This window comes from Paenimyroides baculatum (assembly GCF_008629655.1).
GTDB lineage: Bacteria > Bacteroidota > Bacteroidia > Flavobacteriales > Flavobacteriaceae > Flavobacterium > Flavobacterium baculatum.
This window is the reverse complement of sequence record NZ_VWSG01000001.1, coordinates 83,840-105,008: the sequence shown is the minus strand read 5'-3', so window position 1 is coordinate 105,008 and position 21,169 is coordinate 83,840. Positions and strand designations below refer to the sequence as shown.

The window sequence follows — 21,169 nt, the reverse complement described above, 5'->3', positions numbered from 1 at the left end:
AGATTTTTTTTAAAAATTTTAGCTGAATTTCTTGCGATATTATTTTTTTGTTCTACATTTGCACTCGCAATATTTAAGCAAACACGTTTTATTATTGCAGGTTTTATTGGTCCATGGTGTAATGGTAACACTACTGTTTTTGGTGCAGTCATTCAAGGTTCGAGTCCTTGTGGACCAACAAATAAAACTAAACAAAATAAGCTAATAATGGTCCATGGTGTAATGGTAACACTACTGTTTTTGGTGCAGTCATTCAAGGTTCGAGTCCTTGTGGACCAACAAAAAGCTTATTAAAAATCAAACCAATTGGTCCATGGTGTAATGGTAACACTACTGTTTTTGGTGCAGTCATTCAAGGTTCGAGTCCTTGTGGACCAACAAACATTCCTTATTCAGGAATGTTTTTTTTTGCACTGAATTCAAATTCTTTAACATTTATTTGACAAGCTTTAGTGCGCATTTAAAAAAGTTTCGATTAAATTTGCGGTTATACGATGCTAAAGATTTTTAACATAACTACGCTTTTATTGTTTGTGTGCTTTTTATTTGCGCCAACAATAACGTATGCATTAAATAAAGACGTCGTTAATTCTTCATTAATAATAAACGAAGAAGAGGAAGTTCCTACCAAAACAAAATCGAAAGCAAGCAATAACAACATTAACGAAGAAGAAGAAAAAGAAGTGCAATATCATTTCTTTATCAACTGTCATAAAATCGTATCTAATACTGCTATTGCTAATTCAAACCGTATTTTTTTAAATCACAGCATTAAAGACGATCTCGTTTTTAAAATCCCTTTACCACCTCCCGAACAAAACCTATAATAACAAACTATTGTAGCATTTATTTATAAACTGCTATAAACTTACATGTTTATTAATTATAGATTTTTATGAAAAAAAATATTAAAGCAGAGTTGTCTCAGAACTTTGCATCTGGTTTGGTGGTGTTTTTAGTAGCATTACCGCTATGTTTGGGTATCGCATTAGCATCGGGTGCACCGCCCTTATCGGGAGTTATCGCAGGAATCATCGGAGGAATTGTTGTTGGTACATTAAGTAACTCCAATATTTCTGTATCGGGTCCGGCAGCAGGATTAACCGCAATTGTTTTAACCGCAATTACCGATTTAGGTGCTTTTGAACTATTTCTATGTGCCGGATTAATTGCCGGAATTTTACAGTTGGTTTTAGGATTCATCCGCGCAGGTAGTATCTCAAATTACTTCCCCAACAACGTAATCGAAGGAATGCTTGCTGGTATCGGTATCATCATTATATTAAAACAGATTCCGCACGCATTAGGTTTTGACAGTGACAATATGAGCAGTGAAACTTTGTTTGAAAACGGCATCAACTTTAATTATTTTAATGAAGTTTTTGGTGCGATTCATCCGGGAGCCATTATTGTAACTATTGTTTCAGTAGTTATTTTATTAACATGGGAAAATGTTCCGGCATTACGAAAAATAAAAATGTTACCGGGTGCATTAGTTGCGGTAATTGCAGGTATTTTACTAAATCAACTGTTTGTTTCAAGCGGTAGCTCGTTAGCTATTACTACTGACCATTTGGTTACACTACCTGTTCCACAAAGCGCCGAAGATTTTAAAAACCTAATCACCATGCCAAATTTCGAAGGCTTTTTAAACACAAAAGTCTGGATTGTTGGTGCAACCATTGCAATTGTAGCATCTATTGAAACATTATTATGTATAGAAGCATCGGATCGTTTGGATACTAAACGTCGTATTACCGACACCAATTTAGAGCTTAAAGCACAAGGAATTGGTAATTTATTCAGTTCGCTAATTGGAGGATTACCAATGACATCGGTAGTTGTTCGTAGTTCTGCAAACGCAAATGCAGGCGCAACATCAAAATCATCGGCAATTATTCACGGAGTTTTATTGTTGGTTTGCGTATTGTCAATTCCGTTCATTTTAAATTTAATTCCGTTGGCAACATTGGCTGCCGTTTTAATTTTAGTTGGATACAAACTGGCAAAACCTGCAACATTCAAGCATTTCTGGCATAACGGAAAATATCAGTTTATACCATTCGTAGCAACCGTTTTAGCAGTTGTTTTTACCGATCTATTAAAAGGTGTAGGTATTGGTTTGGCAATTTCTATTTTCTATATTTTACAAGGAAACATGAAAAGAGCCTACTATTTAAGTCGTGAAAAATTGAACGATGCCGACGAGCTTACGATTAAACTAGCAGAAGAAGTTTCGTTTTTAAACAAAGCTGCCATTAAAAAAACACTTAAAAACATTCAACCGGGATCAAAAGTAATTATCGATGCCCGCACAACATCTTACATCACAACCGACGTTTTGGAAATGATCCAAGATTTCGCCAATGTAAGAGCCAAAGAAGAAAACATCGACGTAGAATTAATCGGATTCAAAACATCGTACCGCGATTACGAAAACGATCAGGATTCTCACGTATCAATCACCCACAAAAGGGCAATGTAATAATATCAACAATTAAATAAACAAAGACTATCATGAAAGCACATACATCAGAAACACAGGCGACCATTTCACCGGAAAGAGCATTAGAAATTCTAAAAGAAGGAAACCAACGTTTTGTAAACAACTTAAAAGCAAACCGCGATTTATTGGCACAAGTTAACGATACACGTGCAGGTCAGTGGCCGTTTGCCGTAATTTTAAGCTGTATAGACAGCCGTACATCTGCAGAATTAATTTTTGATCAAGGTTTGGGCGATGTATTCAGCGTTAGAATTGCAGGAAATTTCGTAAATCAGGATATTTTAGGATCTATGGAATTTGGCTGTAACGTTGCAGGTTCAAAATTGGTTGTTGTATTAGGACACACAAAATGCGGCGCTTTAAAAGGTGGATTAGATTCAGCGTCAATTGAGCCGCTTGGAATGGATAACCTGAACCATTTGGTTGGTCATTTTGATCCGATCATTAAAAACATTATTAAAGAAGGCGAAGAAAGATCTTCTAACAACACTGATCTTTTAGAGCGTTTAAATCATCACAACGTTTTAGATTCAATAGAAAACATTCGCAAAGAAAGTTCTACTTTAAGAAAAATGGAAGAAGAAGGAAAAATCAAAATCGTTGGTGCAAACTACGATGTTGAAACCGGAGTTGTTGATTTTTTATAGAAATTAATATTATCAGATTACATTTAAATAGTTGGAAAGGAAAATCGGCAAAGTTATTTTGTCGATTTTTTTTGATCTGAATTTAATTCCAAAAACAAGAAAATTGTAATTTAGCTTAAATAAAACAGATTAAAATGTGTAACGATTTAAAGAAAAGTTTCGATAAAATTATAGACGGCAACAAAGAATGGATGGATTTTGTTAAAAACGATACTTCAGGTCGATTTCAACAACTTTCAAAAGGTCAAAATCCTGAAATATTATGGATTGGCTGTGCCGACAGTCGCGTACCTGCAAACGAACTAACCGGAACAAAACCTGGCGAAGTTTTTGTCCACAGAAACATTGCCAACGTTTGTGTGCATTCAGACATGAACATGCTTTCGGTTTTAGATTATGCCGTAAACGTTTTAAAAGTAAAACACATTATTGTTGCCGGACATTACGGTTGTGGTGGTGTAGCAGCATCGTTAAGCAGTTCACAGTTCGGAATTATTGACAACTGGCTACAACATATTAAAGATGTTTACCGCCTAAACGCTGCAGAAATCGATGCTATTACAGACAAAAATCAGAAAGAAGACCGTTTGGTTGAACTTAATGTGCAAGAGCAGGTTTCTAATTTAAGCAGAACATCTATCGTGCAAAACGCATGGAAAAATGGTCAGCAATTAGCAGTACACGGTATGGTTATTAATATTGGTTCGGGCGAATTAATCAACCAAAACTGTACATACACAAACAACGACAATTTAAGCGATGTTTTTTCTTACAAATAAAAAATCAGGTTAAAACCTGATTTTTTATTTTAAATGCACCTGCATTAGTTTGGTTACGTATTTTCCAATAACATCAAATTCCAGATTCACTTTAGTACCAACTTTATAGGTTTTAAAAAGCGTGTGTTCCAACGTATAAGGAATAATAGCTACGCTAAAAGTATTAATTCCCGAATTTACAACAGTTAAACTTGTTCCATCAACCGTAATCGATCCTTTATCAATGGTAACATGTTTCGATTTTTCGCTGTATTCAAAACTAAAATACGTGCTTCCTCCAACTTCATCAACTTTTGTAATAACAGCCGTTTCATCAACATGTCCCTGAACAATATGTCCGTCCAAACGATCGTTCAAAGGCATTCCGCGTTCCAAATTCACAATATCGCCCACGTTCCACAAACCAATCGTAGTAACATCAATCGTTTCTTTTATGGCAGTAACCTTGTAAAAACCGTCGTTAATTTCAACCACAGTTAAACATACACCATTATGCGCCACACTTTGATCGATCTTTAATAAAGAGGCGAACGAACTTTCTATAAACAGGTGTACGTTTGTTTGATCGTGCGCTATTTTTCGTATAACTCCAAGAGTTTCAACAATACCAGTAAACATAAGTAGAATAATTTTACTAAATTTGTAACAAAATTAGCAATAATTAGCGCAACGCATGTTTAAAAAAGGTGAAAATATTATATTAGGTATTTCAATAGGTGACATGAACGGCGTTGGTCCGGAGGTTATTTTAAAGACCTTTGAGGATCAGCGAATGATGGAATTATGCACACCGGTGGTTTTTGGAAATGCCAAGTTGTTATCGTTTATTAAAAAGATTATCAACTGTACAACCAATATACACGGAATTGATTCGTTAGATCAAATCCAGAAAGGTAAATTCAATGTTTTAAATCTTTGGAAAGAAGGTGTTAATGTAGATTTTGGCACTTTGAACGATGCTGTTGGGCAATACGCCATAAAATCGTTCGTAGCTGCAACACAGGCTTTAAAAAACAACGAGATTGATGCTTTGGTAACTGCACCAATAAACAAATACAATATCCAGTCCGAAGAATTTCAATTTCCGGGTCATACCGATTATTTGGATAAAGAACTAGACGGAAATGCATTGATGTTCATGATTAGCGAAGATCTTAAAATTGGTTTGGTTACCGATCACGTTCCGTTGCAACAAGTATCACAAAGTTTAACGCCCGAATTAATCAAACAAAAAGTACGCACAATAAACAAATCGCTTGTACAAGATTTTAACGTAGTAAAACCTCGTATTGCCTTGTTAGGATTAAATCCGCACAGTGGCGATAACGGAATTATCGGCAACGAAGAACAAACTTTTATTAATAACACGGTAAAAGAATTGTTTGATGAGAACATTATTATTTACGGACCTTATTCTGCCGATGCTTTTTTTGGTTCGGAACAATACAAAAATTTCGATGCCGTTGTAGCATGTTACCACGATCAGGGATTAATTCCGTTTAAAACCTTAAGTTTTGGCAATGGCGTGAACTATACCGCAGGGTTAGACAAAATCCGCACATCGCCCGATCACGGTACCGCGTACGATATTGCAGGTAAAGGCATTGCCGATTTTACCTCATTTAAAAATGCAGTTTACGCAGCTTTAGATATTTATAAAAATAAAAACGAGTATTTGCAAAGCACAGCAGACCCTTTAAAGGTTTCAAATGTTTAACAACAAAAAAATAGTGATAACTATTTGTAATTAAATAATTTTTATATCTTTGCACGCTCAAATAGATGGTTATGGTAAGTGAAAAAGATTTTTTAATCCAGTTCACCGGATTAAAGTTAGGCGAACATCAATTTGAATATCATATCGAAAATGATTTTTTTGATATATTTGATTACAGTGAATTTAACAGTGCTAACATACAGGTAAGTATTTCAATGCTAAAAAAAACCACCATGTTAGAATTGCAACTTTCACACAAAGGCACAATTAATGTACCCTGCGATGTAACTAATGATGATTTTGATTTACCTATAGAAGGAAATTTAAATTTGTTAGTAAAATTCGGTGATGAATTTAATAATGACAGTGATGAATTATTAATTTTGCCGCACGGAGAATTTCAGTTGAATGTAATTCAGTACATTTACGAAATGATTGCCTTATCGGTTCCTTACAAAAGGATTCATCCCGATATAGCAGCAGATTATGAAGAGGAAGAATCAGACGGTGAGTTGGATTTTCTAGACAGTGATGACTTGGAAATGATTAACGAAGAAGATGACGACGACGAATTAAATGACAATGAAACCGACGAAAATTCGGACGAAAATAATGATACAGACCCACGTTGGGACAAATTAAAACAACTATTAACGGATAAATAATATTTTAAGATGGCACATCCTAAAAGAAAAATCTCGAAAACAAGAAGAGATAAAAGAAGAACACATTATAAAGCTGTAGCTCCAACAATCGGAACTTGCGCAATAACTGGTGAAGCACACTTAATGCACAGAGCTTATTGGCATGAAGGTAAATTATATTACAGAGGACAAGTTTTAGTAGACAAAACAGAAGCTGTAGCTTAATTCTTAAAGAATAAAAAAAGCTCTCGCATTGCGAGAGTTTTTTAGTTTAGCGTAAATTCAAACAAACGGCAAAACTGCTTTTTTTAAATAAAAATAGCTGCTATTTGCTATTTTTTTTGTAATTTTCACCACTTTTTCAACTTTTTTGAACATAAAGTAGTCCCTTATGACAAAAATTACAGCAGCCATAACAGCGGTTGGTAAATACGTACCCGATTTTGTGTTATCTAATCAAGTATTAGAAACAATGGTTGATACAAACGATGAATGGATTACCTCGCGTACAGGTATCAAAGAACGCCGAATTTTAAAAGACAAAGATAAAGGCACTTCTTTTATGGCAATTAAAGCCGCGCAAGATCTTATTTCTAAAACAGGTTTAGACCCTAAAGAAATAGATTTGGTTTTAATGGCAACTACCACACCAGACATGCCCGTTGCGGCAACAGGTGTATTTGTAGCTACGCAAATTGGTGCAACAAATGCTTTTGCTTACGATTTGCAGGCAGCCTGTTCAAGCTTTTTATACGGCTTGTCTACAGCAACTTCTTATGTAGAATCGGGCAGATACAAAAAAGTACTTTTAATAGGTGCAGACAAAATGTCTTCGATTATTGATTACACCGATCGTGCTACCTGTATTATTTTTGGCGATGGTGCCGGTGCGGTACTTGTAGAAGCTAATACAGAAGGTTTAGGTTTTCAAGACGAAATTTTAAAAAGCGACGGTATTGGTCGTGAATTTTTAAAGATTGAAGCAGGCGGATCTTTACTTCCTCCATCTGAAGAAACCGTTAAAAACAAACAACACTACGTGCATCAAGACGGAAAAACGGTTTTTAAATACGCCGTTTCTGGTATGGCAGACGTTAGCGAACAAATTATGAAACGCAATAATTTAACGCACGACGATATTAACTGGCTGGTTCCTCATCAGGCAAACAAACGAATTATCGATGCTACCGCAAACCGTATGGATCTTAACGAAGAAAAAGTTATGGTAAACATACACAGATACGGTAACACTACATCGGCAACCCTACCTTTACTTTTAGCCGATTTTGAAGATCAATTAAAAAAAGGCGACAATTTAATTCTGGCTTCTTTTGGAGGCGGATTTACATGGGGTGCCATTTACCTTAAATGGGCTTACACAAAAAAATAAAAAATTAACATAAACGAACAATAAATTTAGCTTGATATGGATATCAGAGAAATTCAAAATTTAATCAAATTTGTAGCAAAATCTGGAGCTACCGAAGTAAAATTAGAAATGGACGATATTAAAATCACCATTAAAACAACTTCAGAAAACGCTACGGTAGAAAACGGAACTTTTGTTCAGCATATTCCTGCTACAATGCCTCAAATGCAGGCTGCTGCTCCTGTTGCACAAGCTGTAGAAACTGCTGTTGCACCAGCCGCTGCTGCAAATGACGATGCTAAATACATCACGGTAAAATCTCCGATCATTGGAACATTCTACCGCAAACCATCACCAGACAAGCCAATGTTTGTAGAAGTTGGTACAACTATAAAAACAGGCGATGTTTTATGTGTGATCGAAGCAATGAAATTATTCAACGAAATTGAATCTGAAGTATCAGGAAAAATCGTTAAGGTTTTAGTAGACGATTCTTCTCCGGTAGAATTTGATCAACCATTATTTTTAGTAGATCCATCTTAATTTGATTATTTGAAGAGGTGTTGATTTGAAAAAGATTGGCACACTTTAAAAATTTTCAGATTTTCAAATTGTTTAATTTTCAAATTAAAAAGATGTTTAAAAAAATATTAATTGCAAATCGTGGTGAAATTGCTTTACGAGTTATAAGAACTTGTAGAGAAATGGGTATTAAAACCGTTGCCGTATATTCTACTGCCGATGCAGACAGTTTACACGTTCGCTTTGCAGACGAAGCAGTTTGTATTGGTCCGGCTCCAAGTGCACAATCATACTTAAAAATGCAGAATATTATTGCTGCTGCCGAAATTACAAATGCCGATGCTATTCACCCTGGGTATGGTTTCTTGTCAGAAAATTCAAAGTTTTCAGAATTATGTCAGAAACACGGTATTAAATTTATTGGCGCATCTCCGGATATGATCGATAAAATGGGAGATAAAGCTACTGCTAAAGAAACCATGAAAGCTGCGGGTGTACCTTGTGTACCGGGTTCAGACGGATTATTGGAATCTTTAGAACACGCACGTAAAGTTGCCAAAGAAATCGGTTATCCGGTTATGATGAAAGCAACTGCAGGTGGTGGTGGTAAAGGTATGCGCGAAATCTTTAAAGAAGACGAACTAGAAAAAGCTTGGGAAAGCGCACGTCAAGAAGCTGCTGCATCATTTGGAAACGACGGTATGTACATGGAAAAACTGATTGTTGATCCACGCCATATCGAAATCCAAGTTGTAGGTGATTCTTACGGAAAAGCATGCCACTTATCAGAACGCGATTGTTCTATTCAACGTCGTCACCAAAAACTGACAGAGGAAACTCCGTCACCGTTTATGACTGATGAATTGCGTTTAAAAATGGGTGAAGCTGCTGTTAAAGCTGCCGAGTATATTAAATACGAAGGTGCGGGAACTATTGAATTTTTAGTTGATAAAGACCGTAATTTCTATTTTATGGAAATGAACACCCGTATTCAGGTAGAGCACCCGATTACAGAACAAGTAATTGATTACGATTTAATCCGCGAGCAGATATTAGTAGCTGCAGGTGTGCCAATTTCAGGTAAAAACTATTTACCGCAATTACACTCTATTGAATGCCGTATCAATGCCGAAGATCCATTTAACGATTTTCGTCCGTCGCCAGGTAAAATCACAACCTTGCACGCACCAGGTGGTCACGGTGTTCGTTTAGACACGCACGTTTATTCGGGTTACACCATTCCACCAAACTACGATTCAATGATTGCCAAGTTAATAACAACGGCTCAAACCCGCGAAGAAGCAATCAGTAAAATGAAACGCGCTTTAGACGAGTTTGTTATTGAAGGTATTAAAACTACAATTCCTTTCCACCGCCAGTTAATGGACAATCCGGATTATGTTGCCGGAAACTACACAACAGCGTTTATGGAAACATTTAAAATACAAAAACCTGTAGAGGAATAATTGATAAAGTCGAGTTTTTAGCTCGACTTTATTTTTTTATAAAATTAAACCTCAAAAACTTTGAAAACAGAATAAAAAGTTTATCTTTGACCATTATTAATTTATTTTATTATTATTACAATGAGAACAGGTACAGTAAAGTTCTTCAATGAATCAAAAGGATTTGGATTTATTACAGACGAAACAACAGGTCAAGACATTTTCGTTCACATCTCTGGACTTAAATCAAGAGAGTTAAAAGATGGAGATGTAGTAAACTACGTTGAATCTGATGGAAAAAAAGGGAAAATCGCAACTGACGTTGTTGTTTTATAATATACGTTAGTTAACAACATATATTTAATTCCAAGTAAAAACACCTGCATAATGTAGGTGTTTTTTTGTTAAAATATTTTATCTATTTTTAACCAATCTAAATAAATATTATTTACATTTGCTGAAAATTTTAAGATGAAATTAAGATTATGGCATTTAATCTTTTTCTGTATTCCGCTGTTAGGGACAGCACAGGAAAAAACACCGGAACAACAAAAAACCGAGCAGTCACTTTTAAGCTGGTCTCGTTTTTCACTTTCTGGTTACGGTGTAATCAACTACTACAGTTTCCCAAAATACGATACCGATTTAAACATAAAAGACAAGTTTGACGCGGAACGTTTGAATTTATATTTAGGGTACGAATTTACAGACAAAATTAAACTGAAAACCGAAATTGAGTTCGAACACGGCGGTACGGGATCAACCATAGATCTTGACACGCAGGAAGAATTTGGTGAATACGAACAGGAAATAGAATCGGGCGGCGAGGTAAAATTGGAACAGGTCTATATTGATTTCAGTATAAAATCGTACTTTAATGTTCGTGCCGGAAGAATGAAGATTCATTTTGGATTGGCGCAGAATTTAGACCGACCAACCAGTTATTTTACTACCCACAGACAAGAAATGGAAAATGAAATTTTACCTTTAGGCTGGTACGAAAACGGTGTGCAGTTTTATGGTAAATTTTTAAAAGAACGTTTCTTATACGAAGTTTCTGTAACAAACGGATTAGACGCTACCGGTTTCAGCTCGCGCGGTTGGATCAGAGACGGACACCAAACTCGTTTTGATATGACTGTAGGTGAATCTTTTGCCTATACTTTAAGACTTGACTACAAATTCGGATCCCATAAAAACACTTTTGCGGGTGCTGCATTATATGTGAACGATGCAGCTGCGAACCGTCCTAAAAACGACATGCAGACATCGTCTTACGTAAAAATCGTGGAGGGTCATGTTACTTATAACGAAAACCACTTACGTTTTAACTCCATTGGTTTGTATGGCGATTTAGAAAACTCTGATATCGTTACACGTAAAAATGCTACATTATCTAACAATTTGGGCGTTAAACGTACACCTGTCGGCAAAAAAGCTCTTGGTGCATCAGCAGAAATAGGTTACGAAATTCTACATCTTCTAAAACCAGAATCAAAACAAAAAATCTATCCTTTTGTACGCTACGACTACTACGACACCATGTTTAAAACCGAAGGTGCTGTTGTAAGAAAACCTCGTTGGGAACGTAAATCTGTTACCGGCGGTTTCAACTATTTCGTCAGTGAAAATGTAGTAGCAAAAATTCAATATCAGAGCAGAACATTGGGATCAGACCATATCGATCCTGTTACCTTAATAAATTCGGGCAAAAAACAAAAAGAAAATACCTTTTCTATGGGTATTGCTTTTTCATTCTAAAATTAAAATCTTACAGTAAAAATTATGAAAAATTATCTAGTAAAATCGGTTGCTTTGGCAATGACGGCATTCACAATTGCATCTTGTAGTGATAACGACGAACCTACGGTTGATCCAGTAGAAACAGCAACGCTGAAAGAAGCTGTTACCAACACATCCAACAACATTATTATTAATACGTACAGCAACTTAAACCAGAAAGCTGCTGCTTTACACACTGCGGTTACTCAATTATCAACATCGTTGACTGCCGAAAATTTAACCAAAGCTAAAAATGCATGGATGGAAACCCGTGTTTATTGGGAACAATCGGAAGGTTTTTTATACGGACCTGTTGATACCGAAGGAATTGATCCTGCAATGGATACTTGGCCGGTTGATGTTACTGCAATGAACGACATTTTAAACAGTTCATCGCCAATTACAGTCGCAACTTTGGAAAATAACAACGAAGCTCGCGGATTTCACCTTATCGAATTTTTACTTTGGGGCGAAAATGGTACAAAAAAAGTAGATCAGTTAACACCAAGACAGCTTGAACTATTAAAGGCTGCTACACAAGATTTACACAACAATACCCAGAAATTACACAACGGTTGGATTGCATCTGCAGGAAACTTTGTAGATAATTTTATAAATCCATCGCCAAACGCCTACCCTTCTTACACAGTGGTTTTAGAAGAAATAACCGAAGGTTTGATTATTATTGCTGATGAAGTTGCAAACGGAAAAATAGAAGATCCCTTGAATTCAGAAGGATCTACTCCAAATGCAGAATTAGAAGAATCTCGTTTCAGCAACAATTCAAAAACAGATTTTATTGATAACATGCGAAGCATTCAGAATATCTATTTAGGTACTGCAAACGGTGTTGGTAACGGTAAAGGTTTAAGTACTTTGGTTAATGCTAAAGACCCGGCGTTAGATGCTAAAATTAAAAATGCTATTAATGAAGCAATTATGGGGTTAGATGCTATTCCGGGTACATTCTCAAATGCGATCTTCAATAACAGAAATCAGGTTAAGGCAGCACAGGTAAAAGTAAACGCTTTACACACTGTTTTACAGGCAGATTTGAAACCGTTCGTGGTTAATAATTTAAAGTAATTTAACCTTTAAAGTTTAAAAGGTTGTTGTTGAATATGTTTAAAAAAGTAGTTTTTTCGTTTTTATTGATTTTTCTGTTTCAAAGTTGTGGCGACGATAACGAATATGTTGACGTTACAGGTAAGGATTTTCCGGATTTGACAGAAAGATTATATGCAGGCGGAAAAACTACTATTTTTTCAAATACAAGTAACGGGTACAGTACGCCTGCACCCAATTTATCGGGCAGTGAATTAAGTAGGCATTTAGAAGGCGACATTGATTTTGAATCGGTTTTTGTTACCGCACCGGCAAACATTAATTCGGGTTTAGGACCAATTTTCAACAATTCGTCTTGTATCAGTTGTCATCCAAGAGATGGTCGTGCAGCACATCCGCAAAATATTCAAGCTCGTAGCGGTTTACTTTTGCGTACCAGTTTACCCGGAAGTGGTTCAAACGGAAATCCTATTGCTGTAAATGGTTTCGGACTTCAAATTCAAAATCAGGCAATCTTTAATTTTCAACCCGAAGCAGAATACACGGTTCAGTACGAAGAAATTGCAGAAAAACTGGCAGACGGAACCATTTTTTACTTAAGAAAACCTATTTTTAACGTAACTAATCCCTATATATCATTTCCTGACAATGCGCTTTTATCACCCCGAATTGCACCGCCGGTTTTTGGGTTGGGTTTGTTAGAATTGATTTCTGATAACGATTTGATCAACTCACAAGATATTAACGACAGCAATGGCGATGGTATTTCAGGAAGATTGAATTACGTGTGGAATCCGCTGACACAACAAACCGAAATTGGTAAATTTGGATGGAAGGCAAACGCACCCAATTTATTGATACAATGTGCAGCGGCTTATGTAGAAGACATGGGCATTACCAATTATGTTTTTCCGCAAGAAACCGGTCACGACCAATCAAACGGAAACGATCATTTAAACGATGATGCCGAATTGTCTGATAAAATTTTGCACAACGCGGTTTTCTACACAAGAACATTGGCCGTTCCCGCTCCAAGAAATATTGCAGATTTAGATGTTAGAAAAGGCGCAAAACTTTTCGCCGATTTGCAATGTGCAACCTGTCACACGCCAAAACAGCAAACAGGTTTCAGTGAAATTTCAGCTTTGTCTTTTCAAACTTTTTACCCCTACACCGACCAGCTGTTACATGATATGGGCGAAGGTTTGGCAGATAACAGACCCGATTTTCTGGCAAACGGACGCGAATGGAAAACAAGACCTTTATGGGGAATTGGTTTAACTTTCGTTGTAAATAATCATACACATTTTTTACACGATGGTCGCGCCAGAAACATTACCGAAGCGATACTTTGGCACGGAGGCGAAGCAGAAAACGCAAAACAGAATTTCAAGAAACTTTCTAAAGAAGATCGCGAAGCACTGCTTAAATTTATCAATTCTTTATAAAAAAGCACAGATTACCTAAAAAAGAGAAAAACAAAAGTTTTTCTCTTTTTTTATTTAAAACCATTATAAATTAACCTTAAACCGTGAAAATGCCTAACAATTAAAAACAATTGGGTTTTTTATACGAGCCGAAAAAATTATATTTGAGGTTTGAAAATTTAATGCACCAAACAACATGCAATCAAATCAGTTAGATTTAATTCCGATCCTTATGCAGCTTGGTCTGGCAGCGGGTTTTGTTTTTGTTACCATTATTGTTTCAGGTTTTTTAGGCCCTAAAAAAGCATCTAAAAATAAAGATATAAACTTTGAATGTGGTATAGAATCGTTCGGTAATGCCCGCGTTCCTTTCAACGTTCGCTACTTTTTAGTGGCAATTCTCTTTGTTTTGTTCGATGTGGAAGTGATTTTCATGTATCCTTGGGCAGTAAATTTCATGGAACTAGGTTGGGAAGGCTTATACAAAATGGGCATTTTTATGTTCCTTTTAATTGTAGGCTTACTTTATGAGTTTAAGAAAAAGGGATTAGAGTTTGAATAAATGCAGAATTAATTATGAGTAATCCATCAAATATAAAACAAGTTGCTCCGCCCGATGGTTTTTCTGGCGAAGGTTTTTTTGCAACAAAATTAAGTGAAGTTGTAGGTTTGGCTCGTGCCAATTCTATGTGGCCGTTACCTTTTGCAACATCTTGCTGCGGTATCGAATACATGGCAACAATGGCTGCTACTTACGATATAGGCAGGTTCGGATCAGAACGTATGAGTTTCTCACCTCGCCAGGCAGATATGCTTTTAGTAATGGGAACCATCGCTAAAAAAATGGCTCCGATCTTACGTCAGGTGTACGAACAAATGGCAGAACCTAAATGGGTTATCGCCGTTGGTGCTTGCGCAAGTACAGGTGGTGTTTTTGATACGTATTCGGTTTTACAGGGTATTGATAAAGTAATTCCTGTTGATGTTTACGTACCTGGTTGTCCACCACGTCCGGAGCAGATTTTAGACGGAATCATTGAACTGCAAAACATCGTTAAAAACGAATCGGTTCGCCGTAGAAGCAGCGATGAATACAAAGATTTATTAAACTCATATAACATTAAATAACATGAGCTTAACAAACGAAATCATTCAGCAAACCTTAAGCCAGCAGTTTACTCCAAAAGTAGAAAACTTTCATATTTTACACGATATGTTGGCGTTTGAAGTTAAAAAAGAAGCATCGTTCGAAGTGATTAAATTCTTAAAAGAAGATCCTTCTATGAACTTTAACTTTTTAACCGATGTTTGCGGAGTTCATTACCCAGATTACGAAGAAGACCGTCAGTTTTGTGTAGTGTATCATTTACACAATTGGTTCGATAATATACGTGTTCGTGTAAAAGTATTTTTACCGGCAAACAATCCCGAAGTAGAAAGTATTGTTCCATTGTATCCTGCTGCAAACTGGCAAGAACGTGAAACATACGATTTTTACGGAATTATATTTAAAAATCATCCGCAGTTAAAACGTATTTTAAATATGGATGAAATGGAATCTTTCCCACTTAGAAAAGAATTTCCTTTAGAAGATCAAGGTAGAACCGATAAAGACGACCGTTTCTTTGGTAGAACTGGTCCTAATTGTTAATACGAAAACTATGTCAGATTTATTATTAGTTCCGGAAAAGCGATTTGAGAAACAAATCCTGGAAACAAAAGAAAAAGATGGTGTAGAATTATCTATTTTAAATTTAGGTCCTACACACCCGGCAACCCACGGAATTTTTCAGAACATCCTTTTAATGGATGGTGAAAAAATCATCGATGGCGAAGGAACCGTTGGATACATTCATCGCGCCTTTGAAAAAATTGCAGAAAACCGTCCGTTTTATCAAATCAACGTTTTAACCGATCGTCTAAACTACTGTTCATCGCCAATTAACAATACAGGTTGGTGGATGACGGTTGAAAAAATGTTGGGTATCGAAATTCCAAAACGCGTACAATACATGCGTGTTATTATCATGGAATTAGCCCGTATTGCCGATCATATCATTTGTAGTTCTGTAATGGGTGTTGATACCGGTGCATTAACTGGTTTCTTATACGTAATGCAGTACCGTGAAAAAATCTACGAAATCTACGAAGAAATCTGTGGTGCACGTTTAACGACAAACATGGGAAGAATCGGTGGTTTTGAACGTGATTGGAGCGAAACTGCATGGAGAAAAATCGATGAATTTTTAGCTGAATTCCCAGCCGTTTGGACAGAGTTTGAAAACATGCTTTCGCGTAACCGTATCTTTATGGATCGTACCATTGGTGCAGGTGCAATAGATGCAGACAAAGCAGTTGCTTACGGATTTACTGGTCCTAATTTACGCGCTGCCGGAGTTGATTACGATATTCGTGTGGCAAGTCCTTACTGTTCTTACGAAGATTTTGAATTTGATATTCCTGTAGGACAAAATGGCGATTGTTACGATCGTTTTTGTGTTCGTAATGCAGAAATCTGGGAAAGTATGAAAATTATCCGTCAGGCTTTGGATAAAATGCCGGCAGAAGGAGGTTTCCATGCCGATGTTCCTGATTATTACCTTCCACCAAAAGAAGATGTTTACAACAATATGGAAGCCTTAATTTACCATTTCAAAATTGTTATGGGCGAAATTCCGGTTCCAAACACAGAAGTTTATCATTCTGTAGAAGGCGGAAACGGAGAATTAGGTTTTTACCTGATTACCAACGGTAGCCGCGTGCCTTACCGTTTACACTTCCGCAGACCTTGTTTTATATATTACCAGGCATATAACGAAATTGTTAAAGGGCGCAGCTTGTCTGATGCTATTATTACCCTTTCAAGTATGAACGTTATTGCAGGCGAATTAGATTGTTAACCTATGGAAACATTACAAAGATACCATCAAGATATTAATATAACTCCGGCGTTAACAGAACGTATCAACGAGTTAATTAGTCATTATCCCGAAGGAAGACAAAAATCGGCATTACTTCCGGTATTGCACGAATTGCAAGATGCACACGACAATTGGTTAAGTGTAGAATTGCAAAACAAAGCTGCCGAATTTTTAAACATTACGCCTATCGAAGTTTACGAAGTGGTTACATTTTATACCATGTTCAACCAAAAACCGGTAGGAAAGTACATGTTAGAATTCTGTGTAACATCATGTTGTGCTATTAATAAAGCCGAAGATGTTATGGATTATGCCTGCGAAAAATTAGGCGTAAAACCAGGTCAGGTAACAGCAGACGGATTATTTTCTGTTGTTGGTGTACAATGTTTAGGTGCTTGTGGTTATGCTCCAATGTTACAGTTGGGCGATTTTTACCACGAACATTTAACCACACAAAAAGTAGATCAGCTAATTGCCGATTGTAAAGAAGGAAAAATAACTTTACACGATAAATAACATTTTAAAAGTAAAGTTAGTATGGATACAAAGCTAAAACACGAGCAAATACAATACATTGAATTCCTTTCAAAGGATATTGTTAAAGCCAAGAATTTTTACACAGAATGTTTTGGCTGGAAATTCACAGATTATGGAGAACATTATACAGCCTTTGAAGGAGATTATGTCGATGGTGGATTTACCACAGGCAAACCGGTAAAAGGAACTGTTTTAATCGTTCTTTATTCAAAAGATATTGAAGCAAGTAAAAATAAAGTGATAAGTGCCGGCGGTACTATCGTAAAAGATATTTTCAGTTTTCCGGGAGGTAAACGTTTTCAATTTACAGATTTAGACGGCTATGAAATTGCCGTTTGGACGGAATAACTGACAGACTGAAAAACTATGGGACAAAAAATATTATTTGAAAAAATCCATATTCCGGGTATTAAAACTTACGATGTTTATCGTGAAAATGGCGGATATGCTTCTGTAGAAAAAGCATTAAAAATGAACCCCGACGATATTACCGAAGAAGTAAAAACTTCTGGTCTGCGTGGTCGTGGTGGTGCAGGTTTCCCTGTTGGTTTAAAGTGGAGCTTTATCGACAAAAAATCAGGAAATCCACGCCATTTGGTTTGTAATGCCGATGAATCTGAACCAGGTACATTTAAAGATCGATATTTAATGGAATACATTCCGCATTTATTGATCGAAGGAATGATTACCTCGTCATTTGCTTTAGGTGCAAACCTTTCATATATCTACATTCGTGGCGAATACATGTGGGTTTACAAAACCTTGGAACGCGCAATAAAAGAAGCTTACGCAGCCGGTTGGTTGGGTAAAAATATAAAAGGATCAGGTTTCGATTTGGATCTTCACGTTCATTGTGGAGGAGGTGCCTATATCTGCGGAGAAGAAACCGCTTTAATAGAATCGTTAGAAGGCAAGCGTGGAAACCCGCGTATTAAACCGCCTTTCCCTGCTGTTAAAGGTTTATGGCAAAACCCAACGGTTGTAAACAATGTGGAATCGATCGCGTCGGTGCCTTGGATTTTATTGAATTCGGGCGAAGACTATTCTAAAATTGGTTTAGGTAGATCTACTGGAACAAAATTATTTTCTGTTTCTGGTCACGTTAAAAAACCGGGAGTTTATGAAATCGAAATGGGTATGACCGTTGATGAATTCATGAATTCTGATGAATATTGTGGTGGAATGATTGATGATCGTCCGTTAAAAGGATTAATTCCTGGCGGATCGTCGGTTCCTATTCTTCCTAATCACCTAATTTTTAAAACAGCTAACGGCGAAGATCGTTTAATGACCTACGAATCGTTAGCAGATGGTGGTTTTGCAACAGGATCATCTTTAGGTTCTGGCGGATTTATCGTTTATAACGATACCGCTTGTATCGTTCGAAACACTTGGAATTTCTCAAGATTCTATCACCATGAAAGTTGCGGACAATGTTCACCTTGTCGTGAAGGAACCGGTTGGATGGAAAAAATCTTGTGGAGAATAGAAAACGGTCAGGGTACAGAAGAAGATATCGATGTATTGTGGAGCATTCAGGCTAAAATTGAAGGAAACACGATTTGTCCGTTAGGTGACGCTGCTGCTTGGCCGGTTGCTGCCGCTATTCGTCATTTCAGAGACGAGTTTGAATATCATATTCGTTTCCCTGAAAAAATTAAAAACAGAGATCATTTTGTAAATGAGCCTTTCGAAAAAGTGAAACATTTAATGCAAAATACCACCGTTTAATAGAAAGATTATGAAAGTTACAATAGACGGAATAGAAATAGAAGTAGAACCAGGTACAACCGTACTACAGGCTGCCCGTATGATTGGTGGCGATGTGGTACCGCCTGCAATGTGCTACTATTCAAAATTAAAAGACACCGGTGGTAACTGCCGTGCCTGTTTGGTAGAAGTATCAAAAGGTAGCGAAGCAGATCCGCGTCCAATGCCTAAAATGATGCCATCGTGTAAAACGGGCGTTATGGACGGAATGGAGATTAAAGTGAAAACTTCAGACAGAGCATTAGATGCCCGTAAAGCGGTTACAGAATTTTTATTGATCAACCACCCGTTAGATTGCCCTGTTTGTGATCAGGCTGGTGAGTGTGATCTACAAAACTTATCTTTTAAACACGGTTTGGGTAAAACACGTTTTAAAGAAGAAAAAAGAACATTCGAACCTGAAAATATCGGCGATAAAATACAGCTTCACATGAACCGTTGTATCTTGTGTTATCGTTGTGTACATACGGCAGAGCAAGTTTGTGGCAGTAGAAATCATGGGGTTATGAATCGTGGTGATCACGCACAGATTTCAACTTACATTTCGGCTTCTATTGATCATGAAATGTCTGGAAACATGATTGATGTTTGTCCGGTTGGTGCGTTAACAGATAAAACTTTCCGTTTTAAATCGCGTGTTTGGTTTAACAAACCATTTAATGCACACAGAAACTGCGATAAATGTTGCGGAAAAACTACCGTTTGGATGTTCGGTAACGAAATTCAACGTGTTACGGCTCGTAAAGATGAGTATCATGAAGTAGAAGAATTCATTTGCAACGAATGTCGTTTCGATCATAAAGAAGTATCAGACTGGGTTATTGAAGGTCCAAGAAAATTCGAAAAATTCTCGGTTATCAATCAAAACAACTATACCCGTAAAATGGATAATGTTACCATCCATACCGAAAAGCAAATTTTAGAAGGTCGAGATCAAGATCGTAAGAAAATTAGTATGACAGAAGTTCCATATAAAAACGCAGAAAACAGTTAATTATGGAAGAAGCAATTATTATAGAAAAAGGTGTAATCATTGTAGCCGTTTTCGCAATTACTATGCTTTTTGCCATGTACTGTACACTAGCAGAGCGTAAAATTGCAGCTTGGATTCAAGACCGTAGAGGTCCAAACCGTGCAGGTCCGGGTGGAATTTTACAACCTTTGGCAGACGGTTTAAAACTTTTTGCGAAAGAAGAATTCATGCCGAACACCCCTAATACGTTCTTATTCGTATTTGGTCCGTTCATATCTATGACTATGGCATTAATGACGTCGGCGGTAATTCCGTGGGGAGATACATTAGAAATTGGCGGTAGAAAAGTAGTATTACAGGCAGCTGATATCAACGTAGCAATGCTTTATGTATTTGCGGTATTATCAGTAAGTGTGTACGGAGTTATGATTGGTGGTTGGGCATCTAACAACAAATATTCGCTGATCAGTGCTATGCGTGTGGCATCTCAAATGATTTCGTATGAAATCGCCATGGGATTGTCTATCGTTGCTATTTTAATGATGCACAGCTCTATGAGTTTGCGCGATATTGCAGCAGGTCAACACGAAATGCATTGGAATATCTTTTATCAACCATTAGGCTTTTTCATATTTTTGATTTGTTCGTTTGCAGAAACAAACAGAACACCTTTTGATTTGGCTGAATGTGAACAAGAGTTAATTGGTGGATACCACACAGAATATTCGTCTATGAGAATGGGATTCTTCCTGTTTGCAGAGTATGCGGCAATGTTTATCTCTTCTACCCTATTGGCGGTTCTTTATTTAGGAGCTTACAATTATCCGGGTATGACGTGGGCAGCCGAAAACTGGGGCGAAAACATCGCCAACATTATTGGTATTGCTGTACTGTTTGGTAAAATCTGTTTCTTTATATTCTTGTACATGTGGGTACGTTGGACCATTCCACGTTTCCGTTACGACCAGTTAATGAATTTAGGTTGGAAAACGTTAATTCCGTTAGCAATATTAAACATTGTGGTTACTGCGGTTGTATTATTATTAAATCGCTAAAAAACAGAAA

The 21,169-nt window shown here is 36.8% G+C and carries 24 protein-coding genes and 3 tRNA genes; 26 read left to right on the top strand and 1 reads right to left on the bottom strand.

The genetic code is table 11. The annotated features are described in order from the left end of the window. Window positions 1-107: 107 nt before the first annotated feature. From F0460_RS00540 to F0460_RS00510, 7 genes are all read left to right on the top strand, one after another. Window positions 108-178: transfer RNA gene (locus F0460_RS00540), tRNA-Gln, on the top strand. A 30-nt stretch (window positions 179-208) separates the two neighbouring features. Beyond that, window positions 209-279: transfer RNA gene (locus tag F0460_RS00535), tRNA-Gln, on the top strand. A gap of 28 nt (window positions 280-307) precedes the next feature. Then, window positions 308-378: transfer RNA gene (locus F0460_RS00530), tRNA-Gln, on the top strand. 116 nt (window positions 379-494) lie between these two features. Further along, window positions 495-827 carry a hypothetical protein gene (locus F0460_RS00525; protein ID WP_150009365.1) on the top strand — a complete coding sequence of 111 codons (333 nt, stop codon included), beginning with the start codon at window positions 495-497 and terminating at the stop codon, window positions 825-827. A 68-nt stretch (window positions 828-895) separates the two neighbouring features. Then, entirely contained in the window at window positions 896-2,485 is a 1,590-nt protein-coding gene (locus tag F0460_RS00520) for a SulP family inorganic anion transporter (RefSeq protein ID WP_150009364.1), read from the top strand. Window positions 2,486-2,517: 32 nt separating this feature from the next. After that, complete coding sequence (locus F0460_RS00515; RefSeq protein ID WP_150009363.1) at window positions 2,518-3,153, top strand: carbonic anhydrase family protein; 636 nt, start codon at window positions 2,518-2,520, stop codon at window positions 3,151-3,153. Window positions 3,154-3,287: 134 nt separating this feature from the next. Then, a complete protein-coding gene (locus F0460_RS00510) occupies window positions 3,288-3,932 on the top strand; it encodes a carbonic anhydrase (RefSeq protein ID WP_150009362.1) in 645 nt (214 codons plus the stop codon). A gap of 24 nt (window positions 3,933-3,956) precedes the next feature. On the opposite strand, the gene F0460_RS00505 is transcribed toward F0460_RS00510, so the two are convergent. Beyond that, window positions 3,957-4,550: a riboflavin synthase gene (locus F0460_RS00505; protein WP_150009361.1), complete on the bottom strand. Its 594-nt coding sequence runs from the start codon at window positions 4,548-4,550 to the stop codon at window positions 3,957-3,959. A 55-nt stretch (window positions 4,551-4,605) separates the two neighbouring features. Here F0460_RS00505 and pdxA point away from each other — a divergent pair, with 55 nt between their 5' ends. The 19 genes from pdxA to nuoH all read left to right on the top strand — a co-directional run bounded on the left by pdxA (window position 4,606) and on the right by nuoH (window position 21,159). Continuing rightward, window positions 4,606-5,649: a 4-hydroxythreonine-4-phosphate dehydrogenase PdxA gene (gene pdxA, locus F0460_RS00500; protein ID WP_150009360.1), complete on the top strand. Its 1,044-nt coding sequence runs from the start codon at window positions 4,606-4,608 to the stop codon at window positions 5,647-5,649. Window positions 5,650-5,720: 71 nt separating this feature from the next. Next, window positions 5,721-6,314 (top strand): YceD family protein, encoded by a 594-nt coding sequence (locus F0460_RS00495; RefSeq protein WP_150009359.1) that lies wholly within the window; start codon window positions 5,721-5,723, stop codon window positions 6,312-6,314. Window positions 6,315-6,323: 9 nt separating this feature from the next. After that, window positions 6,324-6,518 (top strand): 50S ribosomal protein L32, encoded by a 195-nt coding sequence (rpmF, locus tag F0460_RS00490; RefSeq protein ID WP_150009358.1) that lies wholly within the window; start codon window positions 6,324-6,326, stop codon window positions 6,516-6,518. 166 nt (window positions 6,519-6,684) lie between these two features. Beyond that, the gene (locus F0460_RS00485) at window positions 6,685-7,683 is read left to right on the top strand and encodes a beta-ketoacyl-ACP synthase III (protein WP_150009357.1); all 999 of its coding nucleotides are present in this window, start codon (window positions 6,685-6,687) and stop codon (window positions 7,681-7,683) included. Window positions 7,684-7,719: 36 nt separating this feature from the next. Continuing rightward, complete coding sequence (gene accB, locus F0460_RS00480) at window positions 7,720-8,205, top strand: acetyl-CoA carboxylase biotin carboxyl carrier protein (protein ID WP_150009356.1); 486 nt, start codon at window positions 7,720-7,722, stop codon at window positions 8,203-8,205. Between the two features lie 92 nt (window positions 8,206-8,297). Beyond that, window positions 8,298-9,650 carry an acetyl-CoA carboxylase biotin carboxylase subunit gene (gene accC / locus F0460_RS00475; RefSeq protein WP_150009355.1) on the top strand — a complete coding sequence of 451 codons (1,353 nt, stop codon included), beginning with the start codon at window positions 8,298-8,300 and terminating at the stop codon, window positions 9,648-9,650. Window positions 9,651-9,770: 120 nt separating this feature from the next. Continuing rightward, a complete protein-coding gene (locus F0460_RS00470) occupies window positions 9,771-9,965 on the top strand; it encodes a cold-shock protein (RefSeq protein WP_091517786.1) in 195 nt (64 codons plus the stop codon). A 135-nt stretch (window positions 9,966-10,100) separates the two neighbouring features. Next, window positions 10,101-11,390 (top strand): porin, encoded by a 1,290-nt coding sequence (locus tag F0460_RS00465; RefSeq protein WP_150009354.1) that lies wholly within the window; start codon window positions 10,101-10,103, stop codon window positions 11,388-11,390. 24 nt (window positions 11,391-11,414) lie between these two features. Next, window positions 11,415-12,497 carry an imelysin family protein gene (locus tag F0460_RS00460; RefSeq protein WP_150009353.1) on the top strand — a complete coding sequence of 361 codons (1,083 nt, stop codon included), beginning with the start codon at window positions 11,415-11,417 and terminating at the stop codon, window positions 12,495-12,497. A gap of 35 nt (window positions 12,498-12,532) precedes the next feature. After that, window positions 12,533-13,924 carry a di-heme oxidoreductase family protein gene (locus tag F0460_RS00455; protein ID WP_150009352.1) on the top strand — a complete coding sequence of 464 codons (1,392 nt, stop codon included), beginning with the start codon at window positions 12,533-12,535 and terminating at the stop codon, window positions 13,922-13,924. A gap of 175 nt (window positions 13,925-14,099) precedes the next feature. Beyond that, on the top strand, window positions 14,100-14,465 hold the full coding sequence (locus F0460_RS00450) for an NADH-quinone oxidoreductase subunit A (protein WP_150009351.1): 366 nt from the start codon (window positions 14,100-14,102) through the stop codon (window positions 14,463-14,465). 14 nt (window positions 14,466-14,479) lie between these two features. Beyond that, window positions 14,480-15,031 carry an NADH-quinone oxidoreductase subunit B gene (locus F0460_RS00445; RefSeq protein WP_150009350.1) on the top strand — a complete coding sequence of 184 codons (552 nt, stop codon included), beginning with the start codon at window positions 14,480-14,482 and terminating at the stop codon, window positions 15,029-15,031. Between the two features lies 1 nt (window position 15,032). Continuing rightward, entirely contained in the window at window positions 15,033-15,554 is a 522-nt protein-coding gene (locus F0460_RS00440; protein ID WP_150009349.1) for an NADH-quinone oxidoreductase subunit C, read from the top strand. Between the two features lie 10 nt (window positions 15,555-15,564). Continuing rightward, window positions 15,565-16,803, top strand: a complete 1,239-nt coding sequence (locus F0460_RS00435) for an NADH-quinone oxidoreductase subunit D (RefSeq protein WP_150009348.1) — start codon at window positions 15,565-15,567, stop codon at window positions 16,801-16,803. A 3-nt stretch (window positions 16,804-16,806) separates the two neighbouring features. Continuing rightward, entirely contained in the window at window positions 16,807-17,340 is a 534-nt protein-coding gene (locus tag F0460_RS00430; protein ID WP_150009347.1) for an NADH-quinone oxidoreductase subunit NuoE family protein, read from the top strand. A 21-nt stretch (window positions 17,341-17,361) separates the two neighbouring features. Continuing rightward, window positions 17,362-17,709 (top strand): VOC family protein, encoded by a 348-nt coding sequence (locus F0460_RS00425; protein ID WP_150009346.1) that lies wholly within the window; start codon window positions 17,362-17,364, stop codon window positions 17,707-17,709. A gap of 18 nt (window positions 17,710-17,727) precedes the next feature. Further along, a complete protein-coding gene (gene nuoF, locus F0460_RS00420; RefSeq protein WP_150009345.1) occupies window positions 17,728-19,092 on the top strand; it encodes an NADH-quinone oxidoreductase subunit NuoF in 1,365 nt (454 codons plus the stop codon). Between the two features lie 10 nt (window positions 19,093-19,102). Further along, a complete protein-coding gene (locus F0460_RS00415) occupies window positions 19,103-20,125 on the top strand; it encodes a 2Fe-2S iron-sulfur cluster-binding protein (protein ID WP_150009344.1) in 1,023 nt (340 codons plus the stop codon). Between the two features lie 2 nt (window positions 20,126-20,127). Next, entirely contained in the window at window positions 20,128-21,159 is a 1,032-nt protein-coding gene (nuoH, locus tag F0460_RS00410; protein WP_150009343.1) for an NADH-quinone oxidoreductase subunit NuoH, read from the top strand. Window positions 21,160-21,169 lie beyond the last annotated feature (10 nt).